This is a genomic window from Brevundimonas diminuta 3F5N (genome assembly GCF_900163625.1).
Taxonomy (GTDB): domain Bacteria; phylum Pseudomonadota; class Alphaproteobacteria; order Caulobacterales; family Caulobacteraceae; genus Brevundimonas; species Brevundimonas diminuta_A.
In genome coordinates this window covers 1-20,107 of sequence record NZ_FUIE01000081.1, presented here as the reverse complement: position 1 = coordinate 20,107, position 20,107 = coordinate 1, and the positions used below count along the sequence as shown (strand labels likewise).

Annotated in this window: 18 protein-coding genes; 17 read left to right on the top strand and 1 reads right to left on the bottom strand. The window is 67.2% G+C overall.

Annotated features, from left to right (window positions below):
- The first annotated feature begins 31 nt into the window (after window positions 1-31).
- The gene (dnaE, locus tag FM111_RS14415) at window positions 32-3,502 is read left to right on the top strand and encodes a DNA polymerase III subunit alpha (protein WP_087141622.1); all 3,471 of its coding nucleotides are present in this window, start codon (window positions 32-34) and stop codon (window positions 3,500-3,502) included.
- Window positions 3,502-3,867 (top strand): GFA family protein, encoded by a 366-nt coding sequence (locus FM111_RS14410; protein ID WP_087141621.1) that lies wholly within the window; start codon window positions 3,502-3,504, stop codon window positions 3,865-3,867. Before dnaE ends, FM111_RS14410 begins: the two co-directional genes overlap by 1 nt.
- On the opposite strand, the gene FM111_RS14405 is transcribed toward FM111_RS14410, so the two are convergent.
- Window positions 3,868-5,076, bottom strand: a complete 1,209-nt coding sequence (locus tag FM111_RS14405; protein ID WP_087141620.1) for a S41 family peptidase — start codon at window positions 5,074-5,076, stop codon at window positions 3,868-3,870.
- Between the two features lie 218 nt (window positions 5,077-5,294).
- Here FM111_RS14405 and rpsB point away from each other — a divergent pair, with 218 nt between their 5' ends.
- From rpsB to lpxB, 15 genes are all read left to right on the top strand, one after another.
- Complete coding sequence (gene rpsB, locus FM111_RS14400) at window positions 5,295-6,143, top strand: 30S ribosomal protein S2 (RefSeq protein WP_087141619.1); 849 nt, start codon at window positions 5,295-5,297, stop codon at window positions 6,141-6,143.
- Window positions 6,144-6,243: 100 nt separating this feature from the next.
- Complete coding sequence (tsf, locus tag FM111_RS14395) at window positions 6,244-7,182, top strand: translation elongation factor Ts (RefSeq protein WP_087141618.1); 939 nt, start codon at window positions 6,244-6,246, stop codon at window positions 7,180-7,182.
- Between the two features lie 138 nt (window positions 7,183-7,320).
- Window positions 7,321-8,058: a UMP kinase gene (gene pyrH, locus FM111_RS14390; protein WP_087141656.1), complete on the top strand. Its 738-nt coding sequence runs from the start codon at window positions 7,321-7,323 to the stop codon at window positions 8,056-8,058.
- Between the two features lie 40 nt (window positions 8,059-8,098).
- Window positions 8,099-8,656 carry a ribosome recycling factor gene (frr, locus tag FM111_RS14385; RefSeq protein WP_087141617.1) on the top strand — a complete coding sequence of 186 codons (558 nt, stop codon included), beginning with the start codon at window positions 8,099-8,101 and terminating at the stop codon, window positions 8,654-8,656.
- Window positions 8,657-8,691: 35 nt separating this feature from the next.
- On the top strand, window positions 8,692-9,450 hold the full coding sequence (uppS, locus tag FM111_RS14380) for a polyprenyl diphosphate synthase (RefSeq protein WP_087141616.1): 759 nt from the start codon (window positions 8,692-8,694) through the stop codon (window positions 9,448-9,450).
- A 1-nt stretch (window position 9,451) separates the two neighbouring features.
- Window positions 9,452-10,270, top strand: coding sequence for a phosphatidate cytidylyltransferase (locus tag FM111_RS14375; protein WP_087141615.1), 819 nt, complete (start codon window positions 9,452-9,454; stop codon window positions 10,268-10,270).
- Window positions 10,267-11,463 (top strand): 1-deoxy-D-xylulose-5-phosphate reductoisomerase, encoded by a 1,197-nt coding sequence (gene dxr, locus FM111_RS14370; RefSeq protein WP_087141614.1) that lies wholly within the window; start codon window positions 10,267-10,269, stop codon window positions 11,461-11,463. The genes FM111_RS14375 and dxr overlap by 4 nt, the downstream gene beginning before the upstream one ends.
- Window positions 11,464-11,487: 24 nt before the next feature.
- A complete protein-coding gene (locus FM111_RS14365) occupies window positions 11,488-12,705 on the top strand; it encodes a M50 family metallopeptidase (RefSeq protein ID WP_087141613.1) in 1,218 nt (405 codons plus the stop codon).
- A gap of 53 nt (window positions 12,706-12,758) precedes the next feature.
- Window positions 12,759-15,173, top strand: a complete 2,415-nt coding sequence (bamA, locus tag FM111_RS14360) for an outer membrane protein assembly factor BamA (protein WP_256968340.1) — start codon at window positions 12,759-12,761, stop codon at window positions 15,171-15,173.
- A gap of 34 nt (window positions 15,174-15,207) precedes the next feature.
- On the top strand, window positions 15,208-15,792 hold the full coding sequence (locus FM111_RS14355) for an OmpH family outer membrane protein (RefSeq protein ID WP_087141611.1): 585 nt from the start codon (window positions 15,208-15,210) through the stop codon (window positions 15,790-15,792).
- Between the two features lie 8 nt (window positions 15,793-15,800).
- The gene (lpxD, locus tag FM111_RS14350; protein ID WP_087141610.1) at window positions 15,801-16,820 is read left to right on the top strand and encodes a UDP-3-O-(3-hydroxymyristoyl)glucosamine N-acyltransferase; all 1,020 of its coding nucleotides are present in this window, start codon (window positions 15,801-15,803) and stop codon (window positions 16,818-16,820) included.
- Window positions 16,817-17,281: a 3-hydroxyacyl-ACP dehydratase FabZ gene (fabZ, locus tag FM111_RS14345; protein WP_046653574.1), complete on the top strand. Its 465-nt coding sequence runs from the start codon at window positions 16,817-16,819 to the stop codon at window positions 17,279-17,281. The genes lpxD and fabZ overlap by 4 nt, the downstream gene beginning before the upstream one ends.
- Window positions 17,278-18,066, top strand: a complete 789-nt coding sequence (lpxA, locus tag FM111_RS14340) for an acyl-ACP--UDP-N-acetylglucosamine O-acyltransferase (protein WP_087141609.1) — start codon at window positions 17,278-17,280, stop codon at window positions 18,064-18,066. Before fabZ ends, lpxA begins: the two co-directional genes overlap by 4 nt.
- A complete protein-coding gene (lpxI, locus tag FM111_RS14335) occupies window positions 18,063-18,902 on the top strand; it encodes a UDP-2,3-diacylglucosamine diphosphatase (RefSeq protein WP_087141608.1) in 840 nt (279 codons plus the stop codon). Before lpxA ends, lpxI begins: the two co-directional genes overlap by 4 nt.
- Window positions 18,899-20,065, top strand: coding sequence for a lipid-A-disaccharide synthase (lpxB, locus tag FM111_RS14330; protein WP_087141607.1), 1,167 nt, complete (start codon window positions 18,899-18,901; stop codon window positions 20,063-20,065). Before lpxI ends, lpxB begins: the two co-directional genes overlap by 4 nt.
- Window positions 20,066-20,107: the final 42 nt, after the last annotated feature.

The window sequence follows — 20,107 nt, the reverse complement described above, 5'->3', positions numbered from 1 at the left end:
ATGACGGCGCGCCGTTTGAAGCGGTGCTGCGATGCGGAGTTTTCGATTGGCGGATCCGGTGAACAGTCAGGGCTTTGTCCACCTGCGGGTCCGCAGCGCCTATTCGCTGCTGGAAGGCGCGATCAAGGCCGGCAAGATCGGCAAGATGGCCGCCGATGCTGGAATGCCGGCGGTGGGCGTGACCGATCGCGCCAATCTGTTCGGCGCGCTGGAGTTCAGCCAGACGACCAAGGATGCGGGCGTTCAGCCCATCGTCGCCTGCGCCCTGCCGGTGCTCGATATCGGCGGGCAGGTCGCCCAGCGCTGGGCCAAGACGCCGACGGTCGTGCTGATCGCTCAGAACGAGCAGGGCTGGCTCAACCTGTGCGCCCTGTCGTCCGCCGCCTACCTGGACGCGGGCGAGATGGCCGAGCCGGGGGTGCCCTGGGGACAGGTTGTGGATAAGTCCGAAGGGCTGATCCTGTTGTCGGGCGGCCCGGACGGCCCCATTGACCCTCTGTTCGTGCAGAAGAAGCCGGCGGAGGCCGCCGCGGCCCTGGCGGAAATGAAGCGGGTCTTCGGCGATCGTTTCTATGTCGAACTGCAACGCCACGGCCTGTCCAGCGAGACTGTGGCCGAGGGCGGATTGGTCGAATGGGCCTACGCCAACGACGCGCCTCTGGTCGCGACCAACGATGTCTATTACGCCAAGGCGGCGCAGGCGAAGTCGCATGACGCCTTGCTGTGCATCTCCGATGGCGCTTTCACGGGCCAGGAGGATCGCCGCCGCGTCACCGGCGAGCACTGGTTCAAGTCGGCCGAGGCGATGCGCGAGCTGTTCGCCGACCTGCCCGAGGCCTGCGACAACACCATTCAGATCGCGCGCCGCTGCGCCTTCCTGGTCAAGACGCACAAGCCGATCCTGCCGCGCTTCGATACGGGCGCGGGCCGCTCGGAAGACGACGAACTGGCCCACCAGGCGCGCGAGGGGCTGAAGGCGCGGCTTGAGAAGAACCAGCCCTATGCGCCTGAGGAAGACTACTGGGCCCGCCTGGAGTGGGAGGTCGGGATCATCCAGCAGATGGGGTTCCCCGGCTACTTCCTGATCGTGGCGGACTTCATCAAATGGGCCAAGCTGCATGACATCCCGGTGGGGCCGGGGCGGGGCTCGGGGGCCGGCTCCCTGGTCGCCTGGTCGCTGACCATCACCGACCTGGACCCCTTGCGGTTCGGCCTGCTGTTCGAGCGTTTCCTGAACCCTGAGCGGGTTTCCATGCCCGACTTCGACATCGACTTCTGTCAGGAGCGGCGCGAAGAGGTCATCGACTATGTTCAGGACCACTACGGCAAGGACCGGGTGGCCCAGATCATCACCTTCGGCACTCTGCAGGCGCGGGCCGTGCTGCGTGACGTGGGGCGGGTTCTGCAGATGCCGTTGGGCCAGGTCGACCGTCTGGCCAAGATGGTGCCCGCCAACCCCGCCAACCCCGTGACCCTGGCCCAGGCCATCGACCTGGAGCCGCGCCTGCGCGAAGCGCGCGACGCCGAGGCCTCGGTCAAGACGCTGCTGGAGACGGCGCTGGAGCTTGAGGGCCTCTACCGCAACGCCTCGACCCACGCGGCGGGCATCGTCATCGGCGACCGGCCGCTGACGGAGCTGGTGCCGTTGTACCAGGACCCGCGCTCCACCATTCCGGCCAGCCAGTTCAACATGAAGTGGGTGGAGCCGGCGGGCCTGGTGAAGTTCGACTTCCTGGGCCTGAAGACGCTGACGGTGCTGGATCGGGCCAAGAGCTATCTGGAACGGCGCGGCGCGGCTCAGGACTGGGGCCTGCTGCCGCTGGACGACCCCAAGACCTATGAGCTCATGGCCTCGGGTCAGACGGTCGGGGTGTTCCAGCTGGAATCCCAGGGCATGCGCGACACCCTGCGCAAGATGCGTTGCGGCTCGATCGAGGAAATCACGGCCCTGATCTCTCTCTACCGGCCGGGGCCGATGGAGATGATCGACACCTACATCGACCGGAAGTTCGGCCGGGCTGAAGTCGACTATCTGCACCCCAGCCTGAAGGAGGTGCTGACCGAGACCTACGGCGTCATCATCTACCAGGAACAGGTGATGAAGATCGCCCAGATCCTGGCGGGTTACAGCCTGGGCGAGGCCGACCTGCTGCGCCGCGCCATGGGCAAGAAGAAGAAGGAGGAGATGGATTTCCAGCGCCTTCGCTTCGTCAAGGGCGCGTCCGAGAAGTCCGTGCCGGAGGCCCAGTCGGGCTCGATCTTCGACCTGGTGGCCAAGTTCGCGGGTTATGGCTTCAACAAATCGCACGCGGCGGCCTATGCGCTGATCTCGTTCCAGACAGGCTGGCTGAAGGCCAATCACCCGGTCGAGTTCTTCGCGGCCTCGATGAGCCTCGATCTGTCGAACACGGACAAGCTGGCGGTCTTCTATCAGGACTGCCGCCGTTTCGAGGTTCCGGTCCTGGCGCCCGACATCAACCGTTCATCCGCCGACTTCGACGTGTCGTGGAAGGACGGGCAGGGCAGCGTGCTCTATGCGCTGGGCGCCATCCGCAACGTGGGCCTGGAGGCCATGAAGCACGTCATCGAGGTGCGCGAGACGGGCGGACCCTTCCCCGACATCTTCGACTTCCTGGAGCGGGTCGATCCCAGGGCGGTGAACAAGCGGGCGCTGGAAGGCCTGGCGCGCGCGGGCGCGTTCGACAGCATTCATCCGAACCGTCGACAGCTGTTCGAGCAGGCCGACGTGTTGATCGCCTATTGCCAGAGCGTGGCGGCGGAGCGGGCCTCGTCCCAGGTCAGCCTGTTCGGCGCCGATCAGGCCGCCGCCGCCCGCCCGCGCCTGAAGAGCATGGAGCCATGGGCAGGGCCGGACAAGCTGGATCAGGAGCTTTACGCCGTCGGATTCTATCTGTCGGGCCACCCGCTGGAGGAACTGACGCCGGCACTGAAGCGCAAGCGCGTGACCTTCGTGGCCGAGGCGCAAGGCCTGGCCGAGGCGGGGCATGAAGCCTTCCAGATGGCCGGGGTGGTGCGCCGCCGTCAGGAGCGGGCCAGCGCCCGTACCGGCGAGAAGTTCGCCTTCGTCACCTTCTCGGACCCGACGGGCGAGTTCGAATGTCTGTTCCCGCCGGAGCAACTTCGGCGCTGCCGCGATGTCCTGGAAGTCGGGACGTCGGTTCTGGTCAAGGTTCGGGCCAAGGCGGCGGATGGCGAGGTGCGCTTCTTCGGCGATGACGCCAGCCGCATGGACGTGCTGCTGGACGACGCCCAGATCGGGTTACGCGTCATCCTGTCGGCGCAATCGGCGGACGCCGAGGCGCTGAAGGCTCGGCTGGACCGGGCGCGGGCGCAGGGCAAGGGCGGCGAGGTCTGGCTGCAGGCCACGCTGGGCGGCCGCACCGAGGTGGAGATCAAGCTGCCTGGACGATACCGGCTGGACGCGGCGCTGCGCGGCGCGTTGAAGTCGGCGCCGGGGGTGGTGATGCTGGAGGACGCCTGATGAGCGAGACGAGCGTGAAGACCCATGCCGGGTCATGCCACTGCGGCGCGGTGGCCTATGAGGTGGATGTCGGGCTGGATGGCTTGATGGAGTGCAACTGCTCCCACTGTTATCGCAAGGGCTTCGTCCTGGCTTTTGCGCCGCGTTCGGCTTTTCGCCTGACCCAGGGCGAGGAGGCGACGACGTCCTACTTCTTCAACCAGCACAAGATCGAGCACCGCTTCTGCAAGACCTGCGGGGTGCAGCCGTTCGGTTATGGCGTGGCGCCGGACGGCAGCGAGGTGGCGGCGGTCAACATCCGCACCCTGACCGACATTGAGCCCTGGAACTGGATGGCCCAGCGCGTGGACGGACGCAGTTTCTGATCAGTCCGGTTGCGGTCGGAACGCTTCACGCGGAGTTCCGTCAACAGCGTAGAGACGCTCGACCGGGACTTTGACGACTAGCCCGCTGTTGGGCAGGCGCAGGTCGTAGATGGCGCCGAGCAGGCCCGCCATCGGTCGACCGACGACCTGTGCGCCCTGGGCGTCGAGACCGATGGCCAGGCCTTCGCCCATGCTGCCGGTCCAGCGCCCGACGCGGACGATGACGGGGCCGTCGTGATGCTTACCGGGGCGCGGCGACACCTGTTCGATCCAGCGCCGCTCGATGCCGGTTTCGCGCGCCTCGGCGGGCAGGGTGTGGATCTGATAGGCGGCGGGGGCCTCGACGAACCAGCCCATGATGGCGCGGGCGACCACGGTGTTGCCGCCGCCGGGCGTTTCGGTCAGGTCGAGGATGATGGTCTGGCCGGGGCGGGCCGTCGCCATGGCGTCGTCGAAGGCGGCGATGGTCGCCTGATCGCCGAGCGCGTCGTTGATGCGGATCTCCAGGGTGTCGCCGGCCGGTCGGCTGTGCACCGGCGGATGGTCGCGCTGCATCGTGTAGAGGGTGGGCAGGGTCAGGCGACGTTGAACGCCGTCGGCGCTCTCGATCGTCAGGTTGCGTGGGCGATCCCGCCGTCCGGCCGCCAAGACGCGGGCGGCGAAGGCGGCGCGTTCGCCCTCTGGCGCCAGGCCGACCTTGCTCCAGAAGAGGGAGATGGCGTCGTCGACAGATTGATTGTCTAGCGCGAGCAGGCGGTCGCCTGAACGAACGCCCGCTGCGGCTGCGGGCGATCCGTCGCGAACGTCGGTGATGGTCCAGCGACCCTCGACCTGTTCGATCCACAGATCGGCATAGCTGGGAACTACGGCCCAGCTGTCGGTCAAGGACGATCCGGTGATGGCGTGATGGTCCGCCAGGACCGTCAGGGCGTGTTCGACGTATCTCAGCAGGGAGGCGGCGTCGTGAACCGCCTCGGCCTGGGCGATCAGTTCGGGCGACATCGGAAAGCGACCGTCCGGCAAGCGTTCAAGATAGGCGTACTTTGCCTCGATCAGGGCGGGCAGAGCCAAGGCGTCCTGGCGATACGCTTCCGAGGAAGCCGGCGCCTGTGCCTGGACTTGCGCTGTGGCGGTCAGCGGAGCCGCGACGAGCGAGGTGAACGCCAGAGGGGGCAACAGGGCGGACAACAGGCGAAGGGAAAGGCGCATGACGCCATGTTGTCCGGGACCGCCCGGCGCGGACAAGTTAAAAGCCCATCATCTTCGACGCCTTGCCTTTTTCGGCCGTTTCGCCTACATGCGCGGCGCACTTCGCACGTGGGCGTGGCGCGGGCTGGGGAGACATCCCGGTCTGCACCGTTCCGAGGGATCAGCCGATCCTTTTAACCGCCCGCGCTAGGTTTGATCGGAAAAAGGAAAAGACGATCATGGCTCTGCCTGAATTCTCGATGCGTACGCTGCTGGAAGCCGGCGCTCACTTCGGCCACCAGACGCACCGCTGGAACCCGAAGATGGACCGCTACATCTTCGGCTCGCGCTCGAACATCCACATCATCGACCTGTCGCAGACGATGCCGCTGTTCCACCAGGCTCTGGTGGCTGTGCGCGACGTCGCCGCCAAGGGCGGCCGCGTGCTGTTCGTCGGCACCAAGCGTCAGGCCGCTGACCCGGTTGCGCAAGCCGCCACGCGCTGCGCCCAATACTACATGAACAACCGCTGGCTGGGTGGCACGCTGACCAACTGGCGCACCGTTTCGGGCTCGATCGCACGCCTGCGCGAGCTGGAAACCATCGTCGGCGCCGGCGGTGAAGGTCGTAACAAGAAAGAGCTGCTGACCCTGCAGCGCGAGAAGGACCGTCTGGAACTGTCGCTGGGCGGCATCAAGGACATGGGTTCGGTGCCGGACATCATGTTCGTGATCGACACCAACAAGGAAGCGATCGCGATCCAGGAAGCTCGCAAGCTGAACATCCCGATCATCGCCATCCTGGACACCAACTCGGACCCGGACGGCATCACCTATCCGGTTCCGGGCAACGATGACGCCGCTCGCGCCATCCAGACCTACTGCGACCTGATCGCCGACGCCGTCCTGGACGGCCTGGCCGCCGGCGCCGTCGCCCAAGGCATCGACCTGGGCGCTTCGGAAGCTCCGGTCGAGCCGATGCTGCGCGAAGCCGACGCCCCCAAGGCTGAAGCCGAAGCGGCTCCGGCCGGCACGGAAGGCGTGGCTGAAGAGCTGGTCGCCGCCGAGGCCGAGAAGGTCGAGGGCTGAGACTGACGTTCCGGCGCCGCCGCGCGCCGGACCGACGTCAACTTGACATGCGGCCGGGCTAAACAGTCCGGCCGCCCATTTTGAATTTCAGGAGAAGAACATGGCCGAGATCACTGCCGCCCTCGTGAAGGAGCTTCGCGAGCGTTCGGGCGTCGGCATGATGGACTGCAAGAAGGCGCTGGTTGAGACCAACGGCGACATCGAAGCAGCGATCGACTGGCTGCGCGCCAAGGGCCTGTCCAAGGCCGCCAAGAAGGCCGACCGCGTCGCCGCCGAGGGCCTGGTGGCCGTCGCCGTGCGCGAAGACGGCAAGGGCGAAGTCGCCTCGGCCATCGAGTTCAACGCCGAAACCGACTTCGTGGCCCGCAACGACCTGTTCCAGGCCGCGGCCAAGGAATTCGCTCAGCTGGGCCTGCACCACGACGGCGTCGACGCCATCCACGGCGCGACCCTGGAAAACGGCAAGACCGTTCAGGACGAAGTCACCAACCTGATCGCCACCGTCGGCGAGAACATGCAGCTGCGTCGCGCGGCTCGCCTGTCGGTCGGTGAAGGCGTGGTTTCGACCTACGTCCACAACTCGGTCTCGCCGGGCGTCGGCCGTATCGGCGTGCTGGTCGCCCTGGAAGGCGCCGGCGACAAGGAAACCCTGCGTGAAGTGGGCCGCAAGATCGCCATGCACGTGGCGGCCACGGCTCCGCTGGCGCTGGACACCTCGGACCTGGACCCGGCCGCGATCGAAAAAGAGCGCGCCGTCCTGATCGAGAAGGCCAAGGAAGAAGGCCGTCCGGAAAACATGATCGAAAAGATCGTGGAAGGTCAGATCAACAAGTTCCAGAAGGATGTGGTGCTGACCAAGCAGCCGTTCGTCATGGACCCGGACGTGACCATCGAACAACTGGTCGCCAACACCGGCAAGGAGCTGGGCTCCGCGCTGAAGCTGGCCGGCTTCGTCCGCATGGCGCTGGGTGAAGGCGTCGAGAAGGTCGAGACCCCCGACTTCGCGTCGGAAGTCGCCTCGATGACCGGCGGCAACTAACTCGAAACGCCTTCCCGAAAGGGAAGAAATTTCAAAAGGGCGCGTTCGGCTTTGAAGGCTGACGCGCCCTTCGTCTATGATGAGCCGCCGATTCACTTCGCGCGGATGCTAACCCCCTGTATCCACGGACCCCTGATCATGCCCGACGCCCCCTCTGAGTTTCGTTACAAGCGCGTCCTGCTGAAGGTCTCGGGCGAGGTGCTGATGGGCGACCAGCCCTATGGCATCGACATGCCGACCGTGGACGTGGTCGCCGCCGCCGTCGCCGCGGTGGCGCGCCAGGGCGTCGAAATCTGCCTGGTCATCGGCGGGGGCAACATCTTCCGGGGCCTGTCCAAGGCCGCCGAGGGCATGGACCGCGCCAACGCTGACTACATGGGCATGCTGGCCACCATCATGAACGCCCTGGCCATGCAGGGCGCGCTCGAGAAGATCGGCGTCGATACGCGGGTCCAGAGCGCCATTCCGATGGCCGCCATCGCCGAACCCTACATCCGCCGCCGCGCCATGCGGCACCTGGAAAAGGGTCGGGTGGTGATCTTCGCCGCTGGCGTCGGCGCGCCTTTCTTCACCACGGATTCCGGCGCGGCCTTGCGCGCAGCCGAAATGGGCTGCGACGCCCTGCTGAAGGGCACCAGCGTCGACGGCGTCTACACCGCCGATCCGAAGAAGGACGCCACGGCCACCCGCTATGAGACGCTGACCTATCAGGAAGTCCTGGCCAAGGACTTGCGCGTCATGGACGCCTCGGCCATCGCCTTGATGCGCGACAGCGGCATTCCGATCGTGGTCTTCTCGATCCGCGAGGAAGGATCGATTCAGAAGGCGCTGACGGGAGAAGGCACCTTCACCGTCATCACCAACAAGGCCGCCTGAGCGGCTTCGTCATCAAACGACAGGACCAAGGACACACGTCATGGCCAAACCCGATCTCAAGACTTTCCGTGACCGGATGGACAAATCCGTCGCCGCGCTGAAGGACGACTACGCTGGCCTGCGTACCGGCCGCGCCAACGCCGGCCTGCTGGAGCCGGTCGTGGTTGAGGCCTATGGCGCAACCTCGCCGCTGACCGCCGTGGCGGCGATCAGCGTGCCGGAGCCGCGCATGATCTCGGTCAGCGTCTGGGACAAGGGGATGGTGGTTTCGGTCGAGAAGGCCATCCGTTCGGCGGGTCTGGGCCTGAACCCGGTCGTCGACGGTCAGACGCTGCGTATCCCGATCCCGCCGCTGACCGAAGAACGCCGCAAGGACCTGGCCAAGCTGGCCGGCAAATACGCCGAGGACAAGAAGATCGCCGTGCGCAACGTGCGCCGCGACGCCAACGACGAGCTGAAGAAGGCTGAAAAGGCCGGCGATATCAGCCAGGATGATCAGAAGAAGATGGAGGCCGAGGTCCAGAAGGACACCGATGCGGCCATCAAGCGTATCGATGAGACCTTGAAGGCCAAGGAAGTCGAGATCATGCAGGTCTGACGCGGTCAGATCTGTTCAGGAAGGACGCCCCCATCATGTCGGCCGAGCCCGTCGCCACGGCGCCTGCAAAGGGGCCACGTCACGTCGCCCTGATCATGGACGGCAACGGCCGCTGGGCGCAGCGCCGGGGCCTTCCGCGCGCCGTGGGTCACCGCGAGGGGGTCCAGGCCCTGCGCCGCACGATCAAGGCAGCGCCGGAGCTGGGCGTGCGATGCCTGACGGTGTTCGGCTTCTCGACCGAGAACTGGAACCGTCCGGCTGACGAGGTGTCCGACCTGATGGGCCTGGTGCGCGCCTTCGTCGGCAGCGATCTGAACCGGCTGGATGCGGCGGGCGTGCGGGTGAAGGTGCTGGGGCGCCGAAAGGGCCTGCCGGACGACATCGCCGCCATCGTCGCGCGGGCCGAGGCCCAGACGGCGGACAATGAGAAATTCCTGCTGCAGGTGGCCTTCAACTATGGCGGCCGGGCGGATCTGGTGGATGCGGCCCAGCGGCTGGTCGATCGCGCGCGCGCGGGCGAAGACGTGGTTGTCGACGAAGCGGCGCTGGGCGCCGGTCTGTCCACGGCGGACGCGCCGCCGGTCGATCTGATCGTGCGGACGTCGGGCGAACAGCGCCTGTCCAACTTCCTGCTGTGGGAGGCCGCCTACGCCGAGATGGTGTTCCAGGAGATCCTGTGGCCTGACTACGGCGCGGAAGCCCTGGCTGAAGCCATCGCTCAGTTCGGCTGCCGTGAGCGCCGCTACGGCGGGCGCGAGGTCATGGACGAAGCCTATGGCGAGGTCGTGGGCTGATATGGCGTTGAAGCCTCGTGATATCGCCTTGCGCGCCGCCTCGGCGGTCGTGCTGGCGCCGGCGGCGGTCCTGGCGACGTGGGCGGGCGGCGACTGGTTCTGCGCCCTGGTGGTCGCGGGGGCGGTTCTGCTGGCCTTCGAGTGGGCGCGGATGTGCGCGCCGCGCCTGTGGCGGCCGATCGGGATCAGCGTAGCCCTGGCCCTGGTCGTGGCGGTGATCGCGGCCCACGTCGGGCAGATTTCACTGGCCCTGGTGCTGATGGTGTTCGGGGCCCTGGCGGCGGGCCTGTTCGCCCGCACGCGCGGTGAGTCCCTGCTGGATACGGCCTATGGGGTGCTCTACCTCGGCTGGCCCTGCATCCTGCTGATCTGGCTGCGCGACCTGCACGAGGTGCAGGGGCTGTACTGGACCGTGCTGGTCTTCGCCGTGGCGTGGTCGGCCGACATCCTGGCCTATCTGGTCGGCAGCTTCGTCGGCGGACCCAAGCTGTGGCCGCGCTTTTCGCCGAACAAGACCTGGTCGGGCTTCATCGGCGGCCTGACCGCTGGGATGATCGCCGGCGCCGCCATGGCGGGCTGGCTGGACATGGGCCTGCTGAACGCCTTCTGGGGCGGGGTTCTGGGGCTGACGGCGGCCTTGGCCACCATGGGCGGCGATCTGTGGGAATCCGCGCTGAAACGGCGTTTCGGGGTCAAGGACGCGGGCAATCTGATCCCCGGCCACGGCGGTCTGCTGGACCGGGTCGACGGGCTGATGTTCGCCGTGGTCGTGGTGTCGGCCGGGCGCCTGATCGTCCTGATGCTGGAGCGGGCGGCATGATCGCGCGGCGCGTCACCATTCTGGGCTCGACTGGATCGGTCGGCAGCTCGACCCTGGACCTGATGGAGCAGGCCCAGGCGGCGGGCTCGGCCGCGTTCGAGGTCGAGGCCCTGACCGGCGGCGCCAACATCGCCCGTCTGGCCGAGCAGGCCCGCCGGTGGCGGCCGCGCATCGCTGTGACGGCCGATCCGGCGCGCTTGAACGAATTGCGCGACGCCCTGGCGGGAACCGGGGTCGAGGCGGCGGCAGGGCCGGACGCCATCGTCGAGGCGGCCGTGCGGCCCGCCGACTGGATCATGGCCTCCATCGTCGGGGCGGCGGGCCTGCGCTCGGCCTGGGCGGCGGCGGGGACGGGTGCGACCCTGGCCCTGGCCAACAAGGAAAGCCTGGTCTGTTGTGGTCCTGCGCTGATCGAGCGGGTCAAGCGCAGCGGCGGGCGTCTGATTCCGGTCGATTCCGAACATTCGGCCATCTTCCAGGTCTTTCCGGCCGAGGCGCCGGAGCGCGTGTCCAGGCTGGTGCTGACCGCTTCGGGCGGGCCGTTCCGTACCCTGCCGCGCGCGGCCATGACGCGGATCACGCCGGAACAGGCCGTAGCTCACCCGAACTGGAGCATGGGCGCCAAGATTTCGGTCGATAGCGCCACCATGGCCAACAAGGGCCTGGAGCTGATCGAGGCCGCCTATCTGTTCGACATGCCGGAAGATCGGGTCGACGTAGTGGTGCACCCGGAATCGATCATCCACAGCCTTGTGGAATATGTGGATGGTTCGACTTTGGCCCAGATGGGGGCGCCGGACATGCGGACGCCGATCGCCTGCGCCCTGTCCTGGCCGGATCGACTGGCCTGGCCGGCGCCCAAGCTGGACCTGGCGGCCTTGGGCCGGTTGACGTTCGAGGCGCCGGATGAACAGCGCTTCCCGGCGCTGCGTCTGGCGCGCGAAGCGCTGGCGGCGGGCGGCGTGGCGCCCATCGTCTTCAATGCGGCGAACGAAATGGCGGCCCTGGCTTTCCTTGACCGACGGCTGGGCTTTCTCAATATTGCCGCAGTCGTCGCCGACACCCTTGAAAAGGCGACGGGCGCGGGCGTGTCTTGCGGTTCCGACGATGCTTGCGACGCGGCCCTGGCGGTCGATGCGGAGGCGCGAAGGATCGCGAACGACGCCATCGCCTCGCTGATCGTAGCCGCCTAAGGGCCACAGGAGACATTGACCGGCATGATAGGCGCCTTCGGCCAGGTCCTGATTTACGTCGTGCCGTTCCTGCTCGTCCTGACGGTCGTCGTGACGGTGCATGAGCTGGGTCACTTCCTGACCGCGCGCGCCTTCGGCGTGAAGATGGATCGCTTCGCCATCGGTTTCGGCCGCGCCGTGCTGCGCCGCGTCGACCGCCATGGGGTGGAGTGGCGCGTGGGTTGGCTGCCGCTGGGCGGCTATGTGAAGTTCTCGGGCGACCTGGATGCGACCGGCGTGCCGGATCGTGCGGGACTTGAGGCGCTGCGCCAGGCCGTGACGGCCGAGCATGGGCCAGGCGCCGAGCGCGACTACCTCTATTTCAAGCCTCTGTGGCAGCGCGCCCTGGTCGTGGCGGGCGGACCGTTCGCCAACTTCGTGTTGGCCATCTTCATCTTCACCCTGCTGTTCAGCCTGGTGGGCGTCGAACTGCGCCCCGCGCGGGTGATGGAGGTCCAGGCCCAGTCGCCGGCGGCGCAGGCGGGCTTCCTGCCGGGCGACCTGATCACCCATGTGAACGGCAAGCTGATCTCCGACGGGGGCGAGGTGACGCGCGTCGTGGCCCTGAGCAGCGGCGATCCGGTGCGCTTCACCGTCGAGCGCGGCGATCAGGCGGTGCAACTGACGGCTACGCCCGAGCGCCGGGTCGAGACCGACCGCATCGCCGGTCGGGTCAGCGTCGGCCGCATCGGTCTGGCGCTTGGTTCGACCCGCGACGAAATCCGCCATGTCCGTTACAGCCCCATTGAAGCGGTGGGGCAGGGGGTGCGTGAAACCGGCGCCATCCTGAACACCACCCTGACCTACATCGGCCGCATCTTCACCGGCCGTGAGTCGGGCGATCAGTTCAGCGGCCCGCTGGGAATCGCCAAGGCGTCCGGCGCTCTGACGAACGCCGCGGTCGCGGCCAATCCCGAGCCCTGGGCCATTGTTCGCAATCTGTTGCTGACGCTGACCAGCTTCGCGGCCATACTTTCGGTCGGAATCGGCTTTTTAAATCTGATGCCTATTCCCGTTCTGGATGGGGGGCACCTGCTGTTCTACGCTTATGAAGCCGTGGCGCGCCGCCCGATGGCCGCCCGTGTTCAGGAGGCGGGATATCGGGTCGGTCTTGCTTTGCTGGCGGGTTTGATGTTGTTCGCGACCTGGAACGATCTGCAGAAACTCAATCTCTTCAAATTCCTCGGCGGGCTCGTCTCGTGAGCCGACGCCAGCCCCCGATGGTATTCCGCATGAACCAAAACGACAGTCGCCTCATGACCCAGACTCCTGGCCGCATTCTCGGGGTCAGCGCCCTGGCCCTGACCTTCGCCGCCGGACTGGCGCAACCGGCCCTGGCCCAGCAGGCGACTCCTGCGCCGGCCCAAGCGCCCGCTGCAGCGGCCCAGACGCCGCAGGTGCAGATGGCGCAACCGGAAGCCGAGCGCGCCGCGGTCAACCGCATCGTGGTGCGGGGCAACCAGCGTATCGATCAGACGACGGTGCTGTCCTACCTGCCGATCCAGCCGGGCGACACCATCGACGCCGTGACCATCGACGTGGCGGTGCGCACCCTGTCGCGCACGGGTCTGTTCGCGGACGTTCAGATCGGCCTGCAGGCCAACGGCGACCTGATCGTCGAGATCGCCGAGAACCCGATCATCAACCAGGTGACCTTCGAGGGTAACAAGGCCCTGGCCGAGAAGAAGCTGCGCGATGAAGTGACCATCCGCCCGCGCGGCATCTACACCCGCGCGCGGGTTCAGGAAGACGTCGGCAAGATCGTCGAACTGTACCGCCTGTCGGGCCGCATCTCGGCGACGGTCACGCCCAAGCTGGTCCAGCTGGAGCAGAACCGCGTCGACGTGGTGTTCGAGATCGACGAAGGCCCGGAAACCGGCATCGCCGCCGTCACCTTCCTGGGCAACACCGCGTTTTCGGACAGCGACCTGCGTCAGGTCATGGTCACCAAGCAGTCGGCCTGGTGGCGTCTGTTCAGCTCGAACGACAACTACGACCCGAACCGGATCGACTACGACCGCGAGCAACTGCGGAAATTCTACACGAACCGCGGCTATTACGACTTCCGCATCCTGTCGTCCGTGGCTGAACTGAAGCCGGACAACAGCGCCTTTGGCGTGACGGTCACGGTGGACGAGGGCGACCGCTACAACTTCGGTGAGATCAAGGTCGTCACCGAGAACGACCGCCTGAACGCCGACTTCCTGCAGATGCTGCTGCCGATCCGTTCGGGCGATCTGTATGAGAGCGATCGCATCCAGGCGGCGGTCGACACCCTGACCTTCGCCGCCGGTTCGGCCGGCTACGCCTTCGTCGAGATCAACCCGACCTATCGCGCCGACCCCGAGACGGACACGGTCAACGTGACCTTCAACGTGCGCGAGGGCCAGCGCGTCTACATCGACCGCATCAATGTGGTCGGCAACACCCGCACCCTGGACAGCGTCATCCGCCGTGAGCTGATGGTCGGCGAGGGCGACGCCTTCAACCGTTCGCTGGTCGAGCGGTCGCGCAACAACCTGCGCGCCTTGGGCTTCTTCAAGGACGTGAAGATCGAGGAGACGCGCGGCAGCGCGCCGGACCGTTCGGTCGTCAACGTCACCGTGGAAGAGCAGCCCACCGGCGAACTGTCGGTCGGCGCGGGCTTCAGCTCGGTCGACTCCTTCGTGCTGAACCTGGGCATCACCGAGCGCAACTTCCGCGGCCGGGGCCAGAACGTCGTGGCGCGCGCCGAATGGGGCTCGCTGCGTCAGCAGATCGACTTCCGCTTCACCGAGCCGAAGTTCCTGGGACGCGACGTGCGGGCGGGCTTCGACCTGTTCCACATGCGCTATGACCTGAGCAAATACTCGTCCTACGACTATCGCTCGACCGGGGGCGGGGTGCGCATCACCTATCCGCTGAACGGTTACGCCTCGTTCAGCGCGCGTTACTTCCTGAAGGACGACGAGGTCGTCATTCCGTTCGGCTATTGCGGCGGCGTGGGCGCCGGCTCGTCGGCGCTGTGCGACCAGGCGGGCTCCTACATCAACTCCTCGGCTGGCTACACCCTGCTGGTGAACCGTCTGAACGACCCGGTTCGGCCGACGCGCGGTTGGTCCGCATCGCTGCGTCAGGACTTCGCCGGCATCGGCGGCGACGTGAACTACATCAAGACCGAGGCCGACGCCTCCTGGTACTACGGCATCCGCCCGAACTGGGTGGTCAGCGTTCAGGGCCAGACCGGCTACGTCAGCGGCTGGAGCGGCGATCCGATCCGCATCAACGACCGCTTCTTCAAGGGCGGCAACACCTTCCGCGGCTTCGAGACGGCGGGCATGGGCGCGCGCGACCTGACCACGACCGACGCCCTGGGCGGCAACTTCTACGCCATCGGCACGGTTGAACTGACGGTGCCGAACTATCTGCCCGACGAATACGGCATCAAGACCTCGCTGTTCGCGGACTTCGGCACCATCGGCAAGCTGGACGACCGCTATATGGTCGATCCGACGACGGGGTTGCGTAACCCGAACATCGTCGATGAACTGTCGCTGCGCGCCGCCGCCGGCGTCAGCATTCACTGGCGTTCGCCGATGGGGCCGATCCGTTTCGACCTGTCGAAGGTTCTGTCCAAGGAAGACTACGACAAGACCGAGACGTTCCGCTTCTCGACCTCTACCCAGTTCTAACCGCGGTCTGACCGCCGCTACCAAGGCTTAGATTATGAAACTCATCGCTATCGGCGCCTTCGCCCTCGCTTCGCTGACCGCTTCGGCCGCCCTGGCCCAGACGCAAGGTCCGACCAACCCCGGTCCCGCCATCCCCGGCGTCTGTGTCTATTTCAACCAGCGTGTCCTGGCTCAGTCGACGGTCGGTCAGGCCGTGCAGACCCGCATGGAGCAACTGGCTCAGGAAGTTCAGGGCGAACTCCAGCCCTACGCCACCGCCATCCAGACCGAAGCTCAGGCTCTGCAACAGGGCGCTGCGACCATTCCGGCTGACCAGATGAACCAGCGTCGCCAGCAACTGCAGACCCGCATCCAGGAAGCTCAGCAACTGGAAGGCACCCGCGACAACGAGCTGCGCTACACCCTGGCTCAGCAGCGCCAGAAAATCTCGGAAACCATCGAGCCCCTGCTGGTCGCCGTCTACCAGGAGAAGGGCTGCGGCATCATGATCGACCGCGAGAGCGTCTTCATCATGAACCCGGCCATGGATGTGACGGACACCGTCATCCAGCGCCTGAACGCCCAACTGCCGACGCTGAGCTTCAACCGCATGCCGGTTCCGGCCCAGCCGCAGTCCTAAGGCGGGCCATGCCCGATCCGAGGTTCTTCCAGACCCTGTCGCCCCTGACGGTCGCCGCCCTCGCCGAGCATATCGGCGGGGAGGTGGTCCGGGGCGGCGAGGTCATCGTCTCGGCCGTCGCGCCCCTGTCCAGTGCGGACCGGGGCGCGATTGCGTTTTTGGGCGATCGCAAGTTCGCCGCCGCCCTGGCCGAGACGAAGGCGGGCTGCGTGATCGTACCGCCGTCGGCCGTGGACGCGGCGCCGGCCGGCGCCGCCGTCATCGTGTCGGGTGAGGCGCAGGCCGCATGGGCCCGTGCGTCGGCCCTGCTGCACCGACCCGTCCGTCTGGACCGCGCCATCACCGCCGCCGAGGCCGCCGAGGACGATACCGTCGTGGTCGAGCCGGGCGCCGTCCTGGGCGAGGGCGTCCGCATCGGGCGCGGCAGCCGCATCGGCGCCAACACCGTCATCGGGCCGGGCGTCCAGATCGGCCGCGACTGCTTGATCAGTTCCGGCGTCACCGTCGGTTTCGCCCTGCTGGGCGACCGGGTGAAGCTGCTGGCGGGGGCGCGCATCGGCGAGGCGGGCTTCGGCGCCGCCGGGTCCAAGGCCGGTCCGGTGGACATTCCGCAACTGGGCCGCGTCATCCTGCAGGACGGGGTGACGGTCGGGGCCAATTCCTGCATCGACCGGGGCGCCTATGACGACACCGTCATCGGTGAGAACACCAAGATCGATAATCTGGTCATGATCGGCCACAACTGCGTCATCGGCCGCAACAACCTGATGGCGGCGCACACCGGCATCTCGGGTTCGGTCACCAGCGGCGACAACTGCATCTTCGGCGGTCGGGCGGGCGTGGGCGACCACATCACCATCGGCGAAGGCGCGCGCGTCGCGGCCGGCGGCGGCGTTCTGGCCGACATTCCGCCGGGCGAGATCTGGTCCGGCTATCCCGCCAAACCCCTGCGCCAATTCTTGCGCGAGACGGTGTGGCTGTCCAAACAGGCGTCCCAGAAGAAGGGCGCGAAGGAATCGAAAGAATGAGCGAAGACAACAACATCGACTACGCTGAGGTGATGCGTCGCCTGCCGCACCGCTATCCCTTCCTGCTGGTCGACAAGGCGCAGGATTTCGTGGCGGCGACCTCGATCGTCGGCATCAAGAACGTCACCCACAACGAGCCCTTCTTCCCCGGCCACTTCCCGATCGATCCAGTCATGCCGGGCGTGCTGATCGTCGAGGCTATGGCCCAGACGGGCGCGCTGTTGATGTCCAAGTCGCTGGACGTGGCCGTGGCCGACAAGGTCATCATGTTCATGTCGATCGACGGCGTGCGCTTCCGCAAGCCCGCGCGTCCGGGTGACCAGCTGCGCATGGAGGTCAAGGTGATCAAGGCGCGCGGCGACGCCTACAAGTTCCGCGGCGAGACCTTCATCGACGGCAAGTTGGCCGCCGAGGCCGAGTTCATGGCCATGGTCGTCACCGTGGCGGAGCCCGCCCAGTGAGCATCCACCCGACCGCCCTCGTCGACGCCTCGGCGACCTTGGCGGACGGGGTCGAGGTCGGCCCGTTCTGCACCGTCGGGCCGGGCGTGGCGCTGGCCTCCGGCGCGCGTCTGGTCAGCCATGTGGTGATCCAGCAGGACACCAGCGTCGGCGCGAACACCACGATCCATCCCTTCGCCGTCATCGGGGGCGACCCGCAGCACGGCGGCTATAAGGGCGAGCCGGTGCGGCTGGAGATCGGCGAGAACAACCTGATCCGCGAGCACTGCACCTTCAACCGGGGCACGCCGCAGGGATCGGGCGTCACCCGCGTCGGCTCGAACAACCTGTTCATGACTGGCGCCCACGTCGGCCACGACTGCGTGGTCGGCGACAGCGTCACCATGGCCAACAACGCCACCCTGGGCGGCCACGTCCATGTCGGCGACAAGGTGTTTCTGGGCGGCCTGTGCGCCATCCACCAGAACGGCCGGGTGGGGCAGGGCGCCATCGTTGGCGGCTTGGCCGCCGTGACGCGCGACGTCATTCCTTATGGCTCGGTCTGGGGCAATCACGCCAGCCTGCACGGCCTCAACCTGATTGGGCTGAAGCGCAAGGGCTACGGCAAGGATGCGGTGCGCCGCCTGCTGGCCGCCTACCGCGACCTGTTCGAGGGCGAAGGCGTCTTCGCCGAGCGTCTGGATCGGGTCGAGCAGGCCTATGCCGACCTGCCCGAGATCATGGAGATCACCGCCTTCATCCGTGACGGCGGCAAGCGCCCGCTGTGCCTGCCGGGCGCGGAATGACGACCCCGCCCAAGCTGGCTCTGATCGCGGGTTCGGGCGACCTGCCCATCCGCGTCGCCCAGCGTTGCGAGGCTGAGGGGCGCGAGGTCTTCATCATCCGCCTGAAGGGCTTCGCCGACGCCCACCTGCACCGCTGGCCGGGGCAGGATTTCGGCATGGCCGAGATCGGCAAGATCGTGAAGGCCATGCGGGCTGAGGGCTGCCGCGCGGTGTGCTTGGCGGGCTACGTCAACCGGCCGGATTTCAGGACGTTGAAGCCCGATCTGAAGGGCGCGTCCCTGCTGCCGGGCATCATCGCGGCGGCGTCCAAGGGCGACGACGCCCTGCTGCGCAAGATCCTGTCGGTGTTCGAGGATGAAGGTTTCGCCGTCGAGGGCGCGGACGACATTCTGGGCGGCGAGATGTTGGCGGCGGGCGCGCTTGGCCGCGTGACGCCGACGGCGGAGCAACTGGCGGACCTGAAGAAGGCGCTGCATGTCGCTGAAAAGTCAGGTGAACTGGATATTGGTCAGGGCGCGGTCGTCTGCGACGGACTGGTGCTGGCGGTCGAGGCGCAGGAAGGCACGGACGAGATGCTGCGCCGTGTGGCGGGCCTGCCGGCCGACCTGCGCGGCTCGCCCGGCTATGCGCGCGGGGCGCTGGGCAAGGCGCCCAAGCCGATTCAGGATCTGCGCGTCGACATGCCGGTTATCGGACCGACGACGGTCGAACTGGCGGCCGCCGCAGGTCTGGCCGGGATCGGCGGGTTCGAGGGACGGCTGATCGTCATCGACCACGAAGGTCTGGTCGAGGCGGCCGACCGTCTGGGCCTGTTCGTCTGGGGAGAGCCGCGATGAGCCGTCCGTTGAAGGTCATGCTGGTGGCCGCCGAGGCGTCGGGCGACGCCCTGGGAGCCGGGCTGGCGCGCGCGCTGAAGGCGCGGCTGGGCAAGGACGTGGTCTTCGTCGGCGTGGGCGGACCCAAGATGGCGGCTGAGGGCGTCGAGAGCCCCTTCGACATCGCCGAATTGTCGATCCTGGGCTGGATCGAGGGATTGAAGGCCTATGGCCGGGTCAAGAAGCGCGTGGCCGAGACGGCGGCGCTGGCGGCCGTGGAGAAGCCGGACGCCGTGGTGCTGATCGACAGCTGGGGTTTTACCATCCGCGTGGCGCAGGCGATCCGCGCCGCCTCGCCGAAGACGCCGCTGATCAAATACGTCGGACCGCAGGTCTGGGCCTCGCGTCCGGGGCGGGCCAAGACGCTGGCGGGGGCGGTGGATCACCTGCTGGCCCTCTATGCGCTGGATGCACCGTGGTTCGAGAAGGCGGGTTTGCCGACGACCGTCGTCGGCTCGCAGGCGCTGCACGTTGACATGGCGGGGGCCGACGGCGCCCGCTTCCGCGCGACGCGGGGCATAGCGGCGGATGCGCCGCTGCTGCTGGTCTTGCCGGGCAGCCGACCCAGCGAGATCACGCGCATGACGCCCGTCTATGAGCAGGCCGTGAAGCAGTTGAAGGCGCAGGTTCCGGGGCTGGAGGTGGCTGTCGTCGCGGCGGGCACCGTCGCCGCCGATGTGGCGGGCCGGGTCGCCGCCTGGCCGTTCCGCGCCCATGTCGTGCAGGAGGCCGACAAGTACGACGCGATGAAGGCCGCGAACGCCGCCCTGGCGACCAGCGGCACAGTCTCGACCGAGCTGGCGCTGGCGGGCGCGCCGATGGTCATCGCCTATAAGATCGACGGGCTGAGCTACGTCCTGATGAAGCGGCTGGTGACGGCCAAGCACATCACCCTGTTCAACATCGCCGCCGACGAGGCCATCGCGCCGGAGTTCATCCAGGACGAGGCGACGCCGCAGGCGCTGGCCAAGGCGGTCGCGCGGTTGCTGGCCGATCCCGAGGCGGCGGCCGATCAGGCGCGCCGTCAGACCGAGGCGCTGGACCTTATGGGACGCGGCGGACCGGACCCGTCGGAACTGGCGGCGGATGCGGTGCTGCGGGTGATCGCGGCGAAGGCGGGGTAGCGCCCCACTTACCGCTCATCCCGGCGGAGGCCGGGACCCAGT

Excerpts from the sequence above, each read along its gene's own strand:
- dnaE (WP_087141622.1), top strand. The coding sequence starts at position 32 with ATGCGGAGTTTTCGATTGGCGGATCCGGTGAACAGTCAGGGCTTTGTC.
- FM111_RS14410 (WP_087141621.1), top strand. The coding sequence starts at position 3,502 with ATGAGCGAGACGAGCGTGAAGACCCATGCCGGGTCATGCCACTGCGGC.
- FM111_RS14405 (WP_087141620.1), bottom strand. The coding sequence starts at position 5,076 with ATGCGCCTTTCCCTTCGCCTGTTGTCCGCCCTGTTGCCCCCTCTGGCG.
- rpsB (WP_087141619.1), top strand. The coding sequence starts at position 5,295 with ATGGCTCTGCCTGAATTCTCGATGCGTACGCTGCTGGAAGCCGGCGCT.
- tsf (WP_087141618.1), top strand. The coding sequence starts at position 6,244 with ATGGCCGAGATCACTGCCGCCCTCGTGAAGGAGCTTCGCGAGCGTTCG.
- pyrH (WP_087141656.1), top strand. The coding sequence starts at position 7,321 with ATGCCCGACGCCCCCTCTGAGTTTCGTTACAAGCGCGTCCTGCTGAAG.
- frr (WP_087141617.1), top strand. The coding sequence starts at position 8,099 with ATGGCCAAACCCGATCTCAAGACTTTCCGTGACCGGATGGACAAATCC.
- uppS (WP_087141616.1), top strand. The coding sequence starts at position 8,692 with ATGTCGGCCGAGCCCGTCGCCACGGCGCCTGCAAAGGGGCCACGTCAC.
- FM111_RS14375 (WP_087141615.1), top strand. The coding sequence starts at position 9,452 with ATGGCGTTGAAGCCTCGTGATATCGCCTTGCGCGCCGCCTCGGCGGTC.
- dxr (WP_087141614.1), top strand. The coding sequence starts at position 10,267 with ATGATCGCGCGGCGCGTCACCATTCTGGGCTCGACTGGATCGGTCGGC.
- FM111_RS14365 (WP_087141613.1), top strand. The coding sequence starts at position 11,488 with ATGATAGGCGCCTTCGGCCAGGTCCTGATTTACGTCGTGCCGTTCCTG.
- bamA (WP_256968340.1), top strand. The coding sequence starts at position 12,759 with ATGACCCAGACTCCTGGCCGCATTCTCGGGGTCAGCGCCCTGGCCCTG.
- FM111_RS14355 (WP_087141611.1), top strand. The coding sequence starts at position 15,208 with ATGAAACTCATCGCTATCGGCGCCTTCGCCCTCGCTTCGCTGACCGCT.
- lpxD (WP_087141610.1), top strand. The coding sequence starts at position 15,801 with ATGCCCGATCCGAGGTTCTTCCAGACCCTGTCGCCCCTGACGGTCGCC.
- fabZ (WP_046653574.1), top strand. The coding sequence starts at position 16,817 with ATGAGCGAAGACAACAACATCGACTACGCTGAGGTGATGCGTCGCCTG.
- lpxI (WP_087141608.1), top strand. The coding sequence starts at position 18,063 with ATGACGACCCCGCCCAAGCTGGCTCTGATCGCGGGTTCGGGCGACCTG.
- lpxB (WP_087141607.1), top strand. The coding sequence starts at position 18,899 with ATGAGCCGTCCGTTGAAGGTCATGCTGGTGGCCGCCGAGGCGTCGGGC.